Annotated in this window: 8 protein-coding genes, 1 tRNA gene and 3 pseudogenes; 7 read left to right on the forward strand and 5 right to left on the reverse strand. The window is 52.7% G+C overall.

Annotated features, from left to right (window positions below; translation table 11 throughout):
- Window positions 1-326 precede the first annotated feature (326 nt).
- Window positions 327-857, reverse strand: coding sequence for a hypothetical protein (locus HJO_RS06735; RefSeq protein ID WP_156945451.1), 531 nt, complete (start codon window positions 855-857; stop codon window positions 327-329).
- Between the two features lie 1,064 nt (window positions 858-1,921).
- Window positions 1,922-4,546, reverse strand: coding sequence for a hypothetical protein (locus HJO_RS06740; RefSeq protein WP_156945452.1), 2,625 nt, complete (start codon window positions 4,544-4,546; stop codon window positions 1,922-1,924).
- Window positions 4,547-5,908: 1,362 nt separating this feature from the next.
- Between HJO_RS06740 and HJO_RS06745 the strand changes: the two genes are divergently transcribed.
- Both HJO_RS06745 and HJO_RS18380 read left to right on the forward strand, forming a co-directional pair.
- Window positions 5,909-6,991, forward strand: a complete 1,083-nt coding sequence (locus HJO_RS06745; RefSeq protein WP_035615212.1) for a tyrosine-type recombinase/integrase — start codon at window positions 5,909-5,911, stop codon at window positions 6,989-6,991.
- A tRNA-Ser gene (locus HJO_RS18380) sits at window positions 6,970-7,078 on the forward strand. The genes HJO_RS06745 and HJO_RS18380 overlap by 22 nt, the downstream gene beginning before the upstream one ends.
- Window positions 7,079-7,276: 198 nt before the next feature.
- On the opposite strand, the pseudogene HJO_RS18910 reads toward HJO_RS18380, so the two are convergent.
- Window positions 7,277-7,450: pseudogene (locus HJO_RS18910) on the reverse strand (CRISPR-associated protein Csx16); the annotation flags it as partial.
- A gap of 71 nt (window positions 7,451-7,521) precedes the next feature.
- Between HJO_RS18910 and HJO_RS18915 the strand changes: the two are divergent.
- Window positions 7,522-7,769 (forward strand): annotated as a pseudogene (locus HJO_RS18915) (IS6 family transposase); the annotation flags it as partial.
- 332 nt (window positions 7,770-8,101) lie between these two features.
- Window positions 8,102-8,371 (forward strand): RNA polymerase sigma factor, encoded by a 270-nt coding sequence (locus tag HJO_RS18920; RefSeq protein ID WP_084141690.1) that lies wholly within the window; start codon window positions 8,102-8,104, stop codon window positions 8,369-8,371.
- 34 nt (window positions 8,372-8,405) lie between these two features.
- On the opposite strand, the gene HJO_RS06750 is transcribed toward HJO_RS18920, so the two are convergent.
- A complete protein-coding gene (locus tag HJO_RS06750; protein WP_035615214.1) occupies window positions 8,406-9,299 on the reverse strand; it encodes an IS481 family transposase in 894 nt (297 codons plus the stop codon).
- Between the two features lie 244 nt (window positions 9,300-9,543).
- Between HJO_RS06750 and HJO_RS06755 the strand changes: the two genes are divergently transcribed.
- From HJO_RS06755 to HJO_RS06765, 3 genes and pseudogenes are all read left to right on the forward strand, one after another.
- A complete protein-coding gene (locus HJO_RS06755; protein ID WP_206741818.1) occupies window positions 9,544-10,413 on the forward strand; it encodes a hypothetical protein in 870 nt (289 codons plus the stop codon).
- Window positions 10,406-13,648, forward strand: coding sequence for a DEAD/DEAH box helicase (locus HJO_RS06760; RefSeq protein ID WP_035615216.1), 3,243 nt, complete (start codon window positions 10,406-10,408; stop codon window positions 13,646-13,648). Before HJO_RS06755 ends, HJO_RS06760 begins: the two co-directional genes overlap by 8 nt.
- Before the next feature lie 383 nt (window positions 13,649-14,031).
- A pseudogene (locus tag HJO_RS06765) lies at window positions 14,032-14,736 on the forward strand (IS6 family transposase).
- Window positions 14,737-15,100: 364 nt separating this feature from the next.
- Here HJO_RS06765 and HJO_RS06770 read toward each other — a convergent pair.
- Complete coding sequence (locus HJO_RS06770; protein ID WP_156945453.1) at window positions 15,101-16,081, reverse strand: hypothetical protein; 981 nt, start codon at window positions 16,079-16,081, stop codon at window positions 15,101-15,103.
- Window positions 16,082-16,170 lie beyond the last annotated feature (89 nt).

A 16,170-nucleotide genomic window follows, 5' to 3' on the forward strand; every position in this document is an offset into this window, starting at 1 on the left:
GGCGCACCAGTACTGAATTCTTTAAAACAAATATCAGTGTCACATTTCGTAAAGAGGGCGCGTTTGTTGATCATTGGCTGATATACTTGTGGAGACTTTCTTTGAAAAACTCGAAACAATTGTTTTTCTGACCGAAGCAATCTTGTTTGAACAATTATCGTCTGTTTTCGGATGGTCTTCTCAATCATGTTTGCTTCATCTTGCAAAAGAATGTTGATCAATATTTTGATACTATTCTTTCCCGGCGCCTCGCAGAAATCAGACGCGTTCTTTAGGAATTGTCCATGCGATCGAAGTAGACACGGGTCCGTGACCTACCTTTTTGTTCACGCACGTATGGCAATAGTTTCAACGCAAGCCTCAGCGTTTTTTGTTATGTATTTGGCAATTCCGTCGTCTGCCGTTTGCCAACAAACGTTGGGCTCCAATCCTTCATCCAGGACTAGCTGTATGATGTCGGTCTCGATTGTGGGCCACTTATCGGCCAATTTCACCAGTTCGGAAGCACCAAATGCGAAGGCCCCATGTATGTGCGCAAAGGTCGGGTGCCCACACTTATCTCGATTTTCTTCGAGCATGAAGAATTGAAATTTCTTCGACGCTTCTCGATTGATGTGGCTTTTCCCGTACAGTCGCTTATCGAAACGAAATAGGATATGTGAAATTAACTCCCTACGCTGAGGAGAACTGCTCACATTCCATTTTTCCGGGTCCGATTTGCTGTCCGGATTCTTCAGGGTCACTGTCAGAAAATGTGTGATGTCCTTAGGAACAAGACCTCTGGCCCAATTCCTTGTTTCCAAGGCTTGAATGCGAGGATGGTAATCGGAAAGGGCGATCGGTTGTACATTAGCCATCGATTGATCCCCGATCGCCAGCGTCCAGATCAATCACATTTCGAAGAGCGTCCGCCAAAATGCAGAAAGCCTCGGTGAACTGAATCCTATTAGCCTTCGGGCTCAACGAACTCATGCACGACTGAACGTGATTCCAGCGACGATGATCCGGCAGAACACCTTTGTCGTACTGAAAAAATTCAGACGACGATGGTATTGGTAAAAGCAGACACATCTTCATACCGCCCCCCCTCCAATTTGCGGGGCGATAGTATTTATCAATCAGGTGCAATCCTTTGGAATCTTCCCTGATTGAAACTGTTGTCGCAGGAATCTCACCCGATAGACCGGTGGCAAAAGATCGCCCGTCAACGTCCTGAGACGGCATGGCTGTAGGGGCAACAGGATATTGCTCAATCTTCTGAATCGGCTTCTGGCGAGCCCTGAAAGGTACAGGTCGGAGTCTGGGGTCGGCCGCCACCATTCTGAGCAGCCTGTTTATGGCGACAGACCTTTTCAGGGAGCAATTATTTTCTGGCTTTCGGCGTCGTGAATGTCTCATCCATAATTATATATGACGTTCACCCAAGGCTTTATAACGCTGACTGCAAAATCGCCTGATGGTTGATCGGCTACGTCTTCACATACCCGACGCATTAATTCGCGACAGAAAAATCAGCAGCACCAATGTCTTTTCCAGCGTGAACTGGGACAAACTCGATTCCGATATGGTTGAAGGTGTTCACAACTGGAGGTACTCGAGAGTCTCCTTTTGGAAGAAGAAAAAATTATTCACAAAACACGCACTATTATGTGTTTCAATGTGTAAATTTTCACCTATTCATGATGACTCGTAGAGTGATCCGGCATCACTTCAACGATGAGCGCTCGCGTATACCCCCGCTCACCACGATCGGTCCCGGACCTTTGCCCTACGGGCTAAAGCGCCCCTGCCCCGCACGTCAAAACGTTTGCCTGACGATTCCCAGCCGACAAATTTACTACACCGTACATGCGGCAACGTTTTGTCGAAGACCGCTAACGTGACTTTCGGTAGCTAATGAAAAGTTGGCCGGACGCATCAATCACGAGTCGACACCAAAAAGACCGTCTTGTGCTATAAATTGTTGGACCTCGAGGGCGCGCATGGAGGCGTGGCTTCGTCCCGACTTCGATCCATCCGCCCGGCTCATCCAGTCCAATAAGGCGAACGCATCTCGGCGGGCTTGATCACCGGCACTGTGATTGCAGGCAATTCTCGCTGCAGAATCATATACACGCGCACGCATTGCGGCACGACCTAGTTGGATTTCGGTATCAGGTCCCTCCGCATGGGCGATCAATCGCAGGCGCCAAGATTCATCGTCGTCGAGATGGTCTTTCGTTAGAACGAACTTGGAGAGGAACATCACCGCGTAGACCGTCTTCATACGTCCAAACAGTTCAAATGAGAGGATTCTTGAAAAGTCGAATTCGACATCGGCGCGCACCCGTCGCAGGCATTGCATCAAGTCGCTAATCTCCTTCTTACGCAATCCACTGCTCCACTGAGGATCGGCAAGTTCAACCAAAATTTTCTCAAACTCCATCTTCTGTATTCGGCGCGCCCTCGTAGCGATTGCCTTTTCATCATCGAAAGCGTCCGGAAAATTCAAAGTCTCCCATCTTCGTGCAATTTGCCCAAGCTTATCAATTGGCCTGCCGACGAGGACGTTCCAACGTTCAATCATCCATTGGGCGCCGGCACGCAAATCCTCATGCTGGCTCGGGTCGATCAATTCCGCCAAGCGCTGACGACTGTACGGCGCAGGACTTTCATAGACGCTCGAGGATTCGATTAGCAATCGCTCGCGCTGCTTGACATGTTCGACGATCTTTTCCTCGAAAGACTTGCGAATTTCATAGTAAACGTGATGTCCGTTTTTGGTGCGCTCAACAAAAAGACGATGTGCTTTTCGTAATTCTTCGACTCTGGTTTCGAATGATCTGGCCTTTGCATCTTCGGCGTCGTCCATCCCGCTTTGGGGCATCGTGCCTTTTAAACGTACGATGCCATCCTGGAAAAACTCCTTTTCCTTGAAAGGGTCGAAAGCATCGAGATGGCCGTCCTTGAAAAGCATGGACTGGACTCGATTGCGTTGCCAGATGTTCAGCGCCTGAAACAACGCAGCCATAATCACGAGGTCAACAGCAGCGCGGGAGAGAAACGTCAAATGTTTTCCGGTGGATGACACCTCACTATTTCCATAAATATCCCACCAGTCTACGAACGGTACAGCCTTCGCTAATTCTCCGCCGAAAAACACAATCCAAGTAAGAAGTATGTTACCCGGCTGCTCGTCGAATATTGGTTCAAATCCGGTAATGTCCTGAATCTGGTACAGAGTCAGCGGAACGAGAATAAACAAGCCGGCGTAACCGGTCAGGGCTTCGTCTTTCAGGTCGTTTTCGAAACCCAAGTGAATGTTCGACCCTCGGGTGCTTTCGAGCCGTGATGCGGTTTCCCGATCCTCTTCGACCCAGGCCCAGCGTCGTCCCAGCGCAATCGCCAACAGTATCCCGATGACAACGGGCACGAGGCCAAATGGTCTAGGAATCACCAAACCGAGCAAACTAAGAAGGCAGAGGGTCAAGATGACGTAGCCGTGCGCAAACCGCCGTTGTGTCCCACCCGAGAGCGGCGCCACCACCTTGACTAAAAGCGTGTCGAGATAGCTGAGCCACAATGCTGGCGCGTCGAAAGTTGCTATACCCATCGGCTGAATCGGCGTCTGGTCGTACGCAGCGATGGAGTCCTCGCTGCGGCGCCGGTAATAGTTCATTACATGTGGCAGAACGATCACCATTACGAATACCAAGAACACGCCAACAAAGGTGGCGTAACTGATCGCCGCACTGATTGTATCCGAAGCATAGAGCGCGGCGTAATAGGCCAACAATGTGATGCCCAAGACGCTTGTGGATATAAGGGCGAACCAGAGGGGTGTAACGACGTCCTTACGCCAGAAAGACTGCTTCTGACGCTTGGCGTCTCGGCTAGCACGTAACCAGAATCCCGTCAGGAGCGGCAAGAACGCCGTGACTATCAGTATCGCGAACACTAGTGACGGCGTGAATTGTTGTCCGATGGCTTTCCGGCTGGCCAATTCGGCGCCTGGCCAAATTCGCTGACTAGCGTCGAGAGCAAGTCCGAACAGACTCAGAAATGTATAGGCAAAATTCTCGGTGAAGTCCCTCCCGTCGGCCAGGGACAGGAGGGGCTGTCTTGTGGTGTCATGGTCCGGAGCGGGCGCAGACCATAGCAATTCAAGCCTTGCGAACTGAAAAACCAACCATCCAATCCAGAATGCCGAAATAGCGGATGCTGCGATGTCCGCCTTTGAAAAATCCAAATAGGTCGTCTGCCCAACGGCCCAGGTTCCAGCCCCCATGAACATTGCCAGAAAGCCACTCGCAATTATGCCCCTACGACGGCCACCAACTCGCCCGATACCGAGTGACAGAGCGGTCCATAGGCCGCCCCACGCGGCGATCCAATGCCAAGTCTCGACATCGAATTGAAACGCAAATGGAAATTCAGGCTTGAAGAAGGGCGCAAGATTAGGCCCGAATAGCCAAAACAACATCAGCCCGCAAAGGAGCACCGCCGTCCCGAAGGTCACGATCAATGGACCAAATCGACGAAGCCAGCGATCCACCGCACCCAGCATTACCCTAATTATCCCCACTAGCCCCCCCTCCATCCGAGGTTGAGTGTAAGGGAATTGTTTCGAAAGCAAAACAAAGAATCGTGGTGGGGCCGATGAAGCACAACGCCAGCAGGAGCCACCCAGCGGCAGCTTGGCAATACCTGAAACGTATGGCGCATCAACTGGCCAAGGGTTTGAAAAGAGCATCGGCCTTCAAATTGGCGGGGCGCATGTTTCATTTGCATTTTACATGACAATGTATTGATGGCTTGTAACGCCTTTCGACACCCATTCATCGGGACGCAGATATGTACACGACCGCGTGCCAATGGCGGGTATCCGACATGAACCATGTTCCATTTTAGACATTCATTGTTCATGCGAGACCAGCGAGGCCGGTAATACTTCCTGGACGAAGGTCTTGTGTTGAAAGACTTCGTTGCGCCCGAACCATGTATTGTTCTTGATGCCCATGTATTAGTGGGGCGAAAGTCATGAAACTCACTCAAGGTATTCCTAGCGTGTACAACAACTATTCAAATTGGGGTCGAAGACAGCATCCAACCATGATCAGTGGTTTGCCTGCTATCTGACCCGTTCAACGAAATTTCGTCAGGGCAGCCAGAGATTGCTGACGTCGTTCAAGAAAACAGACCGGCCCCCTTCACAAAACGAGGGCCATGGACCCCATCCTGACCATTCGCAGTAAAGTTCCTCGGCATTGTCCTATTGAGAGTCTGAAAGGAGGCGCATCATGCCATTTCAGACAACATCAATCTCGCCCATCGGGCGTAGGGTATTCGACGGAGACTTTGAAGACAGAGTACACGAACACGATTCATTTGGAATTGGTGCCGGGATCGACCCGCCAGATGGTGACGGATTATCCGTCGATTGGACACCTCTTACTTGCCCGTATTGCGGTTCCCCACAGTGTCGTTGCTACTTTACCGCAGAAGCAGCCGCAGAGGACCTATACGAGCAAGTTCGCAAGGTCGAAAAGGATACATGCCCGTCTCGCCGATCGTCCAAGAGGATGCACCGGACTGTGAGAGACGTGATAGCGAAGTTCGCCAGCCTTCACGCTGGCACATCCGCGATGAACTTCCGCCAATTGGGCATTGGTGAAAACATTCTCCAACCCCACAAGCGTAGGACGCATTCCTCGCTGGCAGGAAAAAGGGCCTGATCCGTGGTCGTGCCAGAGCCCCTTCTTTCCATTCCACAAGCCGCAGAAATGCTTGGTGTGGATGAGACGGTTAGCACCAATCCTACCCGATGGGTCCGGGATCAGGTGCGCCGCCTCGGCTTGCCTGTCGAACGAAGGGGACGCAAATCCAAGATAACCTATGACACACTCAATGCTCTCAAGGAGGGTCTGAAATGCCAATCAAACTCTGGAGGCGACCGGATGCCGTCAACGGCAACTGGTACGTCACGGGATTCCTCTACGTTTGGCGTGACGGTCGAAAGTGTAAAGTCACCGTCAAGCGCGAGAGCACTGGAACTGCTGACAAGGACGAGGCAGAAGCAATCCTGCTACAGATCGCCGCCAGATACCAGCGCGCAAACTTCGACAACCAGGAGACCCCGGCAACCGTCGCAGACCTAGCAGTCGCTTACATTGAGGGACGTGAGCAAACCCGCTACCTCGAACCGATCATCAAGCGCCTTGGGCACTACGAAGTGAACCGGCTGACACAGGCCATTGTGGACAAGGAAGGGCGTCTCGCCTATCCGGGCGTCGTTCCGGCCACCCTGCGCCGCCAATGGCACGGGCCGCTGAAAGCCATCTGCAATTATTCCAAGGTCGCCCTGCCGATCGACAGGCCGCCAGATGGGGCCGCCACGACAGATTTCGTGACGCCGGCACAGATGGACGCCATGATCCTGCACGCCGCCACCAGTCGGCGCGGATCGCCTTGGCAGGCCGCATTGCTGGAAGCCCTCATAGGTGGCGGTTCGCGGATCGGGGAAACCCTGCTGCTCGACACATCGGATCTGAACATGGATTATGCCACGCTCCGGTTCCGGGCCGAGAACACCAAGGCCAACCGGGAACGGACGGTCAAGCTGCCAGCCCGAACGATGGCCGCCCTGTCACGATTGCCTAACCTGCGAGAGGCCGGCAAACTGTTCCGGGCGCGTGGTGGCAATCCCTACGTGGTCCGCAAGGACAGCGGGGCCAAGATGGCGTTCATTCGGAATGCAGCCGAGGCAGCGGGCGTCAAGGACTTCAACCCGCACATGATCCGGCACGGGTTCGCGACATGGCGGCTCGACCAGACGAAGGACTATATGGGCGTGCGTCAGGCTGGCGGATGGGGGTCGATAAAGCTGCTCGAACGCTACGCGCATGTCGCCCCAGGTATCGGAGACGAAGCCCGGAAATATGGGTGGGATTGGGAGGCAAAAAGTGCAGAAGCTGTGCAGGTGGCCGAACCGGAGGAAAAAAATGCCGGTTAATCAGCGCCTTGTGGACATGCTCCGCGCCCCTGCTAAGGGCGTATACGTTAACGCGTATCGAGGGTTCGAATCCCTTCCTCTCCGCCAGCAATTCCCATCAAATCATTGTAATATAAAGAATATTATTCTTTTTTCGGCTGCGCGGCCATCATTTTATACCACAAAAAATTGGGGCGCTTTTTCATGTCGCTCTTATGTTTACCAATCGATCATGCAAATTTGCCTGTGATGCATCCGGCACAGGAATTTATCGCGTTGCGCATTTTGCAATAACGAAGGGCGAAATCATTCAGGGTCAGGTCGCCAGATTATAACTTCCTCGAAACGGATGCCTCGCTGTACCATTTCCTCGGTCCCGAGTTCACCGTCTCGCACCGTGCCGGTCCGATCGAACAGCAAGGAAAAGAAGCGGGCGCCTCGCTCACATATGATGCAGGCAATATCGACGGGCAGGGTTCCATAAACTCCGTCATGGTGTTTTCAGGGGAATCGGACTTGAGGTGACCGATCCTGGTGATTGCCCTTAGGAAATGGCCAAGAACCCGTTTCGGTACTTTAACACAACGCCCGAAATCGCCCAGCTCGCCGTACTCATGTATGTCCGATTTCCGCTCTCGCTTCGTAATGCTGAAGACGTTCTTCACGAGCGGGCATCAATATATGCCACGAAAGTGTCCGCACTTGGGTCGATCGGTTCGGCACATACTTCGCTCACAAGATCAGGAAACATCGGTCGGAATCGATGCGGAGAAGTCCGCAATCGCAGTGGCGTCTGGAGAGATATAAGGGATGAACAGAAATGGGTGTCGACACGCGGTGCGAAAAAAATGAGGAAACTGAGTTGCGCTGCGTCTACTATCCCAAGGCGCCTGATATGCAGGATAATGCGCCGTAATGTCCAATCTCCTCTCAGCAGAGCGGGTTAGAATGAAGAAGGTATACTCCAAGCGCCTCAGAGGCGCGGCGGGCCTCCCCCTGAGGCCCTCACCCGTCGCGCCTCATTTTCTCATACTCGGTGCGAAGCGCGGCAATCCGAATTGCAAAAGCCATTTGTCAGATTCCGACGCGTGTCTCATGCTTTGTTGGCGATAACGTAACCAGGACTGTCTCATGACGCACCGCCGGGAAAACAGGGAGCCAATAAAGTGCGCCCGACTGTCGAGTGAACAGTTGGACGGTTTGAATCGCCGGTATGCGATCATTTTGAAACGGTCATTTCTGCGCCGTGGGTGCCAGCCCTCCACGGCTGAGGATCTGACGCAGGATGTCTTTGTCAGGCTCGCGAGCCGATTATCGGATCAGGAAATTCTTAACGCCGAAGCATACTTGATGCAGACGGCATCATCCGTATGGCGGGACCATTGGAGAAAGCGATTGTAATATAGACCAATCAGCGAGACACCTGATTAGGCTATCATAGCCTTTCCCGGAGCGCTTCGTAAGGCGTTTTTCCTGCAAAGGCTCCATGTGGTCTTGCGAAGTTATAGAAGCGCTCCCATTCGTCCAGCTTTGCCTCGAGATCAACATCGTCCTTGTACGACAGTAACTGATAGAACTCCTGCTGGTCGGATCGATGGGAGCGCTCAACTTTTCCATTGAGTTGAGGACTGCTCGGCTTGATATACACATGTCGGATTCCCTTGTCCTCGACATGCCAGTGGAACTTGGCCTGGAACTCATGACCATTGTCGGTCCGTATCTGTTGGATTCGGAAGGGGAGTTTTTCGATGATGTGATCAACAAAGTCGATGGCGCTGGCCTGGGTGTGTCGCTTATAGACCTTCAGGGCACGCACCCGCGTTGCATCGTCGATTGCCGTATACTGGTAACGGTTGACCTTTTGACCCTGTTTTCCTTTGAAGATCAGGAACTTAACGTCCATGTGGATGTGGTGTCCGGGCACTTGCTTACTGTAGCGCTGGGTGTGCACTTTCCTCAATCGGGTCCCCCGAGGCAGACGATTCATGCCATGTCGCTTGAGCGTTCGATAGACACCCGCATCGGAAACTTTGATGCCGTGATAGCGCTCCAGATACCAGACGAACCGGATCGGGCCGAGGTGATACTTGCGCCGGAGATGGAGGATCTTCTCTTCGACCTCAGACGGCATCTTGTCCGGATGATTATGTGGCACGGACTTTTTTGCCGCCAGGTCAGCTTCGCCACCTTCAGAGTAAGCTTTGCGCCATCGATAAAAACTGGCGCGGCCAATCCCGAAATACCGACACGTCTTGCTGACATCACCGATCCTGTCGGCATGTTCCAAAACCCGAAGTTTACGCTGTATCTCGCGCTGATCGCTGTTCATTGAAAACACCTTTCTTCCCCGTCGAGGGAGATTAAAGAAGGTGTCTCGCTGAATTGTACCTATCTACAGTCCTTTTCAATGTCCTCAAAATGATCTCCCCAACACTAGTTCAGCGAGATGACTTTAAGACTAAGGTTCTTATCTACTAGGCTGGCTGTGGATACTTTCAGTCCGAGCCACTTGACCAAGCTGATAATCTTGTCGAGGCCTGATAATATATACCGAAGGTTGAGGAGAAAAGCAGTTGGGCACCGTTGAAATCGAAGAAGGTATTTCGGAGCCACCTCTCAGTGTCGAACCAAGCTCAATAAACGAGCACTGCATCGGAGAGCGTTGGTGCGTTGATGATGACCAACAGCTTGCCCAACTGATCGTTATTATCGCGATGGGGCAAGCCGCGCAGGCCAGTCACATCCTCTCTGAATTGCAGGCTGCGACCCCAGCATTCACACTGCCGGAATTGAGTACTGAGGCCAAGATCAGGCTGACGGTTCAGGAAAAAAAGCAAACCCCACGAATGGGATATCCGCGTTGGCAACGTGATGGCTTCATCTTCGAAGCTATTTCATGGATTGCCGCACGACAAACCTACGGGAAATCGGCCTACATGAAAGCCCCTCATGTCAGCGCCACAGCGCAGGGTCTCGATGGACTTATGTTGGAGCTATCAGGCGATAAGACGCGAATCGACCGAGTAACGGTTTTTGAGGACAAGTGCTCAGACAATCCGATTGAGACGTTCAAGTATAAGGTGATCCCAGCCTTTCGGGATCGTCACGATAATAAAAGAAGTGCGGAAATCATAGCTGCTGCGGCAGCCTTGCTCGGAAAAGCAGGCATTGATGATGGAACGGCAGCCCGCCTTGCGGCGGCGGTAACCGACCGGACTAAGCGTCGGTATCGTGCAGCATTTGCGGTCACGACCGATCTCGATAGCGAAGAAAGCAGGAAGGAACTATTTGAGGATTATAGCAAAATAGGTGAGATCGAACAGAAGCAACGAGTAGGTGCGTGCCTCGTCGTCGCCCCTGAGTTACGGGATTGGTTCGATAAGTTGGCTGTGCTGGCAATCGAATATATCGAATCACTTAGCGAAGGAGAGGCCAATGTTTGACGCGGCCACCGCCAGCTTGTTGCGATCTGCGCCGGAACTGCCGGGTCTTGATCCCGACGAGTTGCCCGCCATCCTGACTGCGCACTATGCTGAATTAGCGTCGATACGCCTTAGGGGCGGTGAAGCACAAGAAGACAAAGATGAAAGCGTCTGGAGTCTCGAACGGATTGCGGACACTTTTGAACTGGTTGTTTCATTGCAACCGGCAGGGCCGTCGCGCGCAGCGGCAGCGTTTGTTGCTGGAACGGCACAGCAAATCCTTTCCAGAAGACAAGTGGCAGCAATCGCCGATGAAGAGTTGCCGCCGAACATCGACCGGGATCGGCTTGATCCAAGTTTGGCAGCAGCCGTTCTCTTTTTGGCTTCCGAACAATATGCCGATGCCAATGAGGCCGCCGCCAATATAAAAACAGACAGCCTTGTGCAGTGGTACGAGGCAACGATCTTATCCGAGCATATCAAAGACCTCGCGAGAGGTCGGCTCACTTCGATCCTGGAGCGCGCATCGAGATGGCGTCGCGACGTCACATACGTCGACTTGGAAGACCGAGCAGTTGCAGCGTTGCTAGAGGCACTCTGTGCCGGAATTGAAATGCTGGCTGCGCAGATCCTTCGCGTGGACGCCCCCGAGCAAATAAGTGTGCGGTTCGATTCACCCCAAGACGCGTTTAGGCGCGTCCTCTCCCTCGCATCGTCCAGTAACGATATCGCGGAAGTCACATATGAAGGTCTGATAGTTTCCTATCCAGGGCCATATCATCTCGCGTCCCTATTGCTCGCTGCAGCTGGTTCGATCACAGGCGCCAGCCTTTTAAACACCCCCGCGCCCTCCGGCGCCGATGTGGGAATCTGGGAACAGTGGTTGCGTTTCCGCGCAGAGAAATTTCCATTTGTCTGGTCAAATCATCGCCAAGCGATCGAAAATGGGTTCCATGAGACAGGCGTCTCTTCGGTTGTCATTCTGCCCACTGGCGCGGGCAAGACGACAGTGTCATCTCTCAAGATTGCGGGCGTACTTGCGCGTGGCAAAAAAGTGGCGTTCCTCGCTCCTACCCACGCTCTCGTCGAGCAATTGACCGAGGACCTACAGGAAATGTTTCCGAGCGAGCTGCTCGGATCGGTAGTCTCCAACGACTTTGACTTACTGATGCTAGAAGATGCGGTTTTCAAGGAGATCGAGGTCATGACGCCTGAACGGTGTCTGGCCATGCTTTCCTTTGCTCCTGATGCATTCAAGGACGTAGGATTACTAGTTTTTGACGAATGTCACCTTCTTAGCCCGGAGACTGGGAAGATCCGGCGCGCGCTTGATGCAATGTTGTGTGTGCTCGGCTTTTGTAATGTCGCCCCAAATGCAGATTTGCTGCTCTTGTCTGCCATGGTCAAGAATGGCAATAATTTGGCCCAATGGCTCCAAGAACTTACCGGGAGGTCGGCCCTCACGGTCGATTTGCTCTGGAAGCCTAGCCGCCAAGCGCGCGGCGTTATCATTTACAATGATAGTGATCTCAGTGATGCACGCAAGCGCGCGCTCGAAGTGCAGGATTTAGAGGACAAGAAAAAGAAGAAGCGTGCAAAAGATTTGCGGAAACTTGCAGCGCGAGAGCTAACCGCCATTCCGTATGCGATTTGGGGGCTTCAACATAACTGGCTGTCCCGAGAGGAGGCAACGGCTCACTGCATGCGCACCCAACTTCTCGAATACCGGGTCACTATTGCTGGGCACATTAAATATGGCCCCCTTCAACTTACTCCTAATGCCAATCAGGTCGCTGTGGAGCTTGCCATTGTTGCCGCTAAGCGCGGCCTGAAAACTATTGTTTTTGTCAACACAAAGCGGGATGCCGTTTCTGTGGCGAACGATATTTCTGACCAGTTGGAAAGCGAAATCGAGATTACTTCGAATGAGCAAGAACGCTGGGATGCTCTAGAAACCGAACTTGGGGGACTCGACCACTCCCTTCTTACGGGGCCAACTTCGGCAGTCCCTCACAACTCCGCCATGCTTAGACTGGAGCGAGACATCGCAGAGAAGATGTTCAAGCGTCATGCCGGCGCACAGGTCATTGTCGCTACGCCGACATTGGCACAAGGCCTCAATCTGCCCGCACAGCTCGCCATACTAGCAGGAGACAAGCGTGCCAACACATTGAAAGGTGGGCGCGAGAGTCTTGAAGCCCATGAGATTTTAAACTCTGCCGCGCGAGCAGGAAGGGCGGGCCATCTTGCGAACGGTTTGGTGCTCCTCATCCCCGAGCCCATTATCTCTTTTCAGCAAGACAAACCATTGGACGACCAAGTCGTACAAAAACTCCAGGCGATTCTGCCGGAAGACGACCATTGCGTGACTATCTCTGATCCCCTCGAAGTTGTACTCGACCGGGTGATGCAAGGTCAGATGACTGATCCCGATGTCAATTACACGATCAATCGCATGGCGGTCTTGAGAGGCACAGAAGAGGCGAGCACGACGATACCCCTCTTTGATTTGCGTAAATCTCTCGGCGCATTTGTAGCGAAGCAAAAGGGGGAGACACAAACTTTTGACAACAAGATCGAGGCTTTGAAGCAGGCTATTACAAGCGAAGAGATAGATGGTGTCGATCAGAACGTAGCGCTTCTTTCGTCGCAAAGTGGACTGCCCGCAAAACTACTCATCGATCTTAAGGCGAGGATTACAGGCGATATGGGGTCGCTGCCAACGACAGTAAGCGACTGGCTGAAATGGATGATCAAATGGCTGCAGGAGGACGAAAGTGCCCGAGCGGCGCTGCTTGAAGACATTAGGCGCAGTATTCTTACCGCCTGTGGTAAAGCAAAGACCCTCGAGCTTACAAACGATGACCTCGACATGCTTCAAGAAGCTCTAATCGCGTGGGTGGATGGCAAGCCTTTGCGCGAGATTGAAATAATTTTTGGAGGATCACCGGATGACAAATCCGAGACAAAAAAGACGTGCCCGCGCGCACGCGAGCTTGCAGGCACCATAGTCCAGCGAGGTATCTCCTTTGCCATAGGCCTCATTGCCCACATGGTCGAAGACGTTGATCCTTTCGGACAGCAAGAGACCCTTGATCGTCAACTGATTGATTGTCTCGGCACACTTGTACGCAAAGGCTTCAATGAAGTGGAGATGCTGTTCTTCGCCTCCGACAACAAGAGGCTTCTGGGGCGCGTTCAAACTCACGCAGCTTGGGATAACAGGATAAGTAAAGCGTTCAATAATAATTTATAGCAACGGTAAATAGGGGCAGACTCGCCCGATGAGTGAGGGAGCCTCAGGCTTCAGGTTAAAGGCTAACGATCCCGTAAAGTGCCAAAAAGACTACGAATGCTTGCCTCGTCGGATACAGCTCGAGACGTCTTTGTTGTTGACCGCTCATAGTTCGGATCGTGGTCTCCATAACGTACCTCCATCTCCATTCTTTTGTCATCAAAGGGGGCGCTTACAGAAGACCATAGGACTCCGGCATTGGATGCGAGGTTTTCTGCCTCATTTTGCAACGTTTCGAGTTCGTCAAAGGAGGACACGTTTGAAACCTCTTCTCTGACACCATCAAGGGCACTGTCAGCGCAAACGACCTTGAGGTGATCGATCTCGGCGAGTAGCCTCATCCCATGTCGAAAAATCCGTTCCGCTACTTCAAAACCTCTCCTGAGATCATCCAGCTTGGCGTGATGATGTATGTCAGATTCCCGCTGTCTCTGCGCAATGTCGAAGACCTACTACATGAGCGTGGGATCGACATTTGCCACGAAAGCGTCCGTCTCTGGGTCGATCGGTTCGGCACTTAATTCGCACACAAGATCCGGAAACGTCGGTCGGAATCGATGCGTCGGAGTCCGCAATGGCAGTGGCACCTGGACGAGGTATTCGTCAAAATCACAGGCGAGCGACACTACCTCTGGCGCGCGGTGGATCACGAGGGCGAAGTCCTTGAATCGTACGTGACGAAGAAGCGTGACAAGGCTGCGGCGTTGAAATTTCTAAAGAAAGCAATGAAGAGGTATGGCAATCCGCACGTCGTCGTAACGGACAAATGTCCCTCCTATCGGGCGGCAATGAAGATGATTGGAAATGAGACGCGCCAGGAAACCGGTCGTCATCTCAACAACCGGGCCGAGAATTCGCACTTACCGTTCCGAAGACGGGAGAGGGCCATGCCACGTTTCCGGCGGATGCGAAGTTTGCAGAAATTCATCTCAATCCATTCGTCAGTGTACAATCACTTCAATTTTGAAAGGCACATCAACTCCCGAACTCGATTCAAACGGAAACGCGACGCCGCGCTTCGCGAGTGGCGCGACCTTCTCGTCGCCTAGCACCTGCTCGTCCGCGAATATCGGAGACTGGTTCGTATTCGACTGACAGCACCTGCAGAGTTCGTTTCAATCCATTCGTCAGTGTACAATCACTTCAATCTCGAAAGGCACATCAACACCAGAACCCGGTTCGAACAAAAAAAGAGACGCCGCTCTTCGCGAATGGCGCGACCTTCTCGTCGCCTAGCACCCGCTGGACCGCGAATAGCGGAGACGGAGCTCACATTTGACTGACAGCGCCTGTTTAACACCTGAAAATGGGTGGGGGAGAAAGGCAGGGTTTGGCATAGTGTGGCGTGAACGTACCGTTGCCAGAAACCCGACTCGAGTGGGGGTCGCACTTTAGCCAATCTCCCCCGAGGGGTTATTCAAATTCTACGGCGTAGTCTTCGTAAAGCGGATCGTAGTAGAATCCACCAGCACGGTAGTCCTCATTCCAGGTCTTCTCTCCTGAAGAATCCTGGCGGTAAATGTATGGAGACAAAAGCAGACGTTCCTGATGCCAGCGGCCGTCCAGACCCGCTGGGATCTGGGTACCAGCCCCATACAGCATCAAGCCGTCTTCGGACCGAATTTCATGCTGGGGACTGACGGACATGTATTCATGGCTCACATTCATGAGCTTGTGGCCGAGTTCGTGCGCGATGGTTAGCTTGTTCTTCGCATCGTGCTTGGTCAGCGTTATCACTCCACGGATGCGATCCGGTATGCTGTCTCCGTACATATAGGACGGAAATGAAAGGCCAGACGTATTCACGACCTTCGGCGCCCAGTTGCGTCCATTCTCATCCAGCTTTTCGAAATAGGTCATGTAGACGTTTTGCAACGCTAGGAGATACACCGTCCTGTTATTGTTCTCGGCTGGTTCGATTATACTCTCGAATGCCGCGAGTGCCCCTTCCGACAATTCAGACGGACTTTGCCCACTCTGAACATACATGTTGCCATAGCCACCCGAGGGCATCTCTGAACGGACACTCGTCGAGTTGATCGCAAGAAACCCCGGATCCACTTCTCCGGTCTTGACCCACAGTAGCTTGAGCTGCACACCCGTGGGCGCAAAGACCCGTTTGGCCTTTGCAAACTCCTCCAGAAGGCCATCCAGCGGCAATATCGCAACTGCATCCTTGTGGAGATTGGACGGATAATACAGACCGACATCAACCGTAGGCTTCCCAACCTCCAGATCAGCATTCAAGGATTGCACTTCGGTAGCCTTGACGACGGCCCAGTTAACGGTCCGGAATTCCTCTGTTGTCGCCGTGGGGACCGCCGATACGGACGTTGAGGCACATGCCGTGAATGCCACGGTCAGCAATCCAGCGCATACTAATTTATTGATCATGAGCATTTCCTAACTTAAGTCACGATTGTCCTGTGGGTGCCCCGCCGCTCTATTCGACAGCAGTCGTTTTCGATGCTTCGAGCAGTTGG

Source organism: Hyphomonas johnsonii MHS-2, assembly GCF_000685275.1.
Lineage (GTDB): Bacteria > Pseudomonadota > Alphaproteobacteria > Caulobacterales > Hyphomonadaceae > Hyphomonas > Hyphomonas johnsonii.

What these genes read in the sequence shown, in the direction of transcription:
- HJO_RS06735 (WP_156945451.1), bottom strand. Translation starts at nt 857, where the DNA reads ATGGCTAATGTACAACCGATCGCCCTTTCCGATTACCATCCTCGCATT.
- HJO_RS06740 (WP_156945452.1), bottom strand. Translation starts at nt 4,546, where the DNA reads ATGCTGGGTGCGGTGGATCGCTGGCTTCGTCGATTTGGTCCATTGATC.
- HJO_RS06745 (WP_035615212.1), top strand. Translation starts at nt 5,909, where the DNA reads ATGCCAATCAAACTCTGGAGGCGACCGGATGCCGTCAACGGCAACTGG.
- HJO_RS18920 (WP_084141690.1), top strand. Translation starts at nt 8,102, where the DNA reads ATGACGCACCGCCGGGAAAACAGGGAGCCAATAAAGTGCGCCCGACTG.
- HJO_RS06750 (WP_035615214.1), bottom strand. Translation starts at nt 9,299, where the DNA reads ATGAACAGCGATCAGCGCGAGATACAGCGTAAACTTCGGGTTTTGGAA.
- HJO_RS06760 (WP_035615216.1), top strand. Translation starts at nt 10,406, where the DNA reads ATGTTTGACGCGGCCACCGCCAGCTTGTTGCGATCTGCGCCGGAACTG.
- HJO_RS06770 (WP_156945453.1), bottom strand. Translation starts at nt 16,081, where the DNA reads ATGATCAATAAATTAGTATGCGCTGGATTGCTGACCGTGGCATTCACG.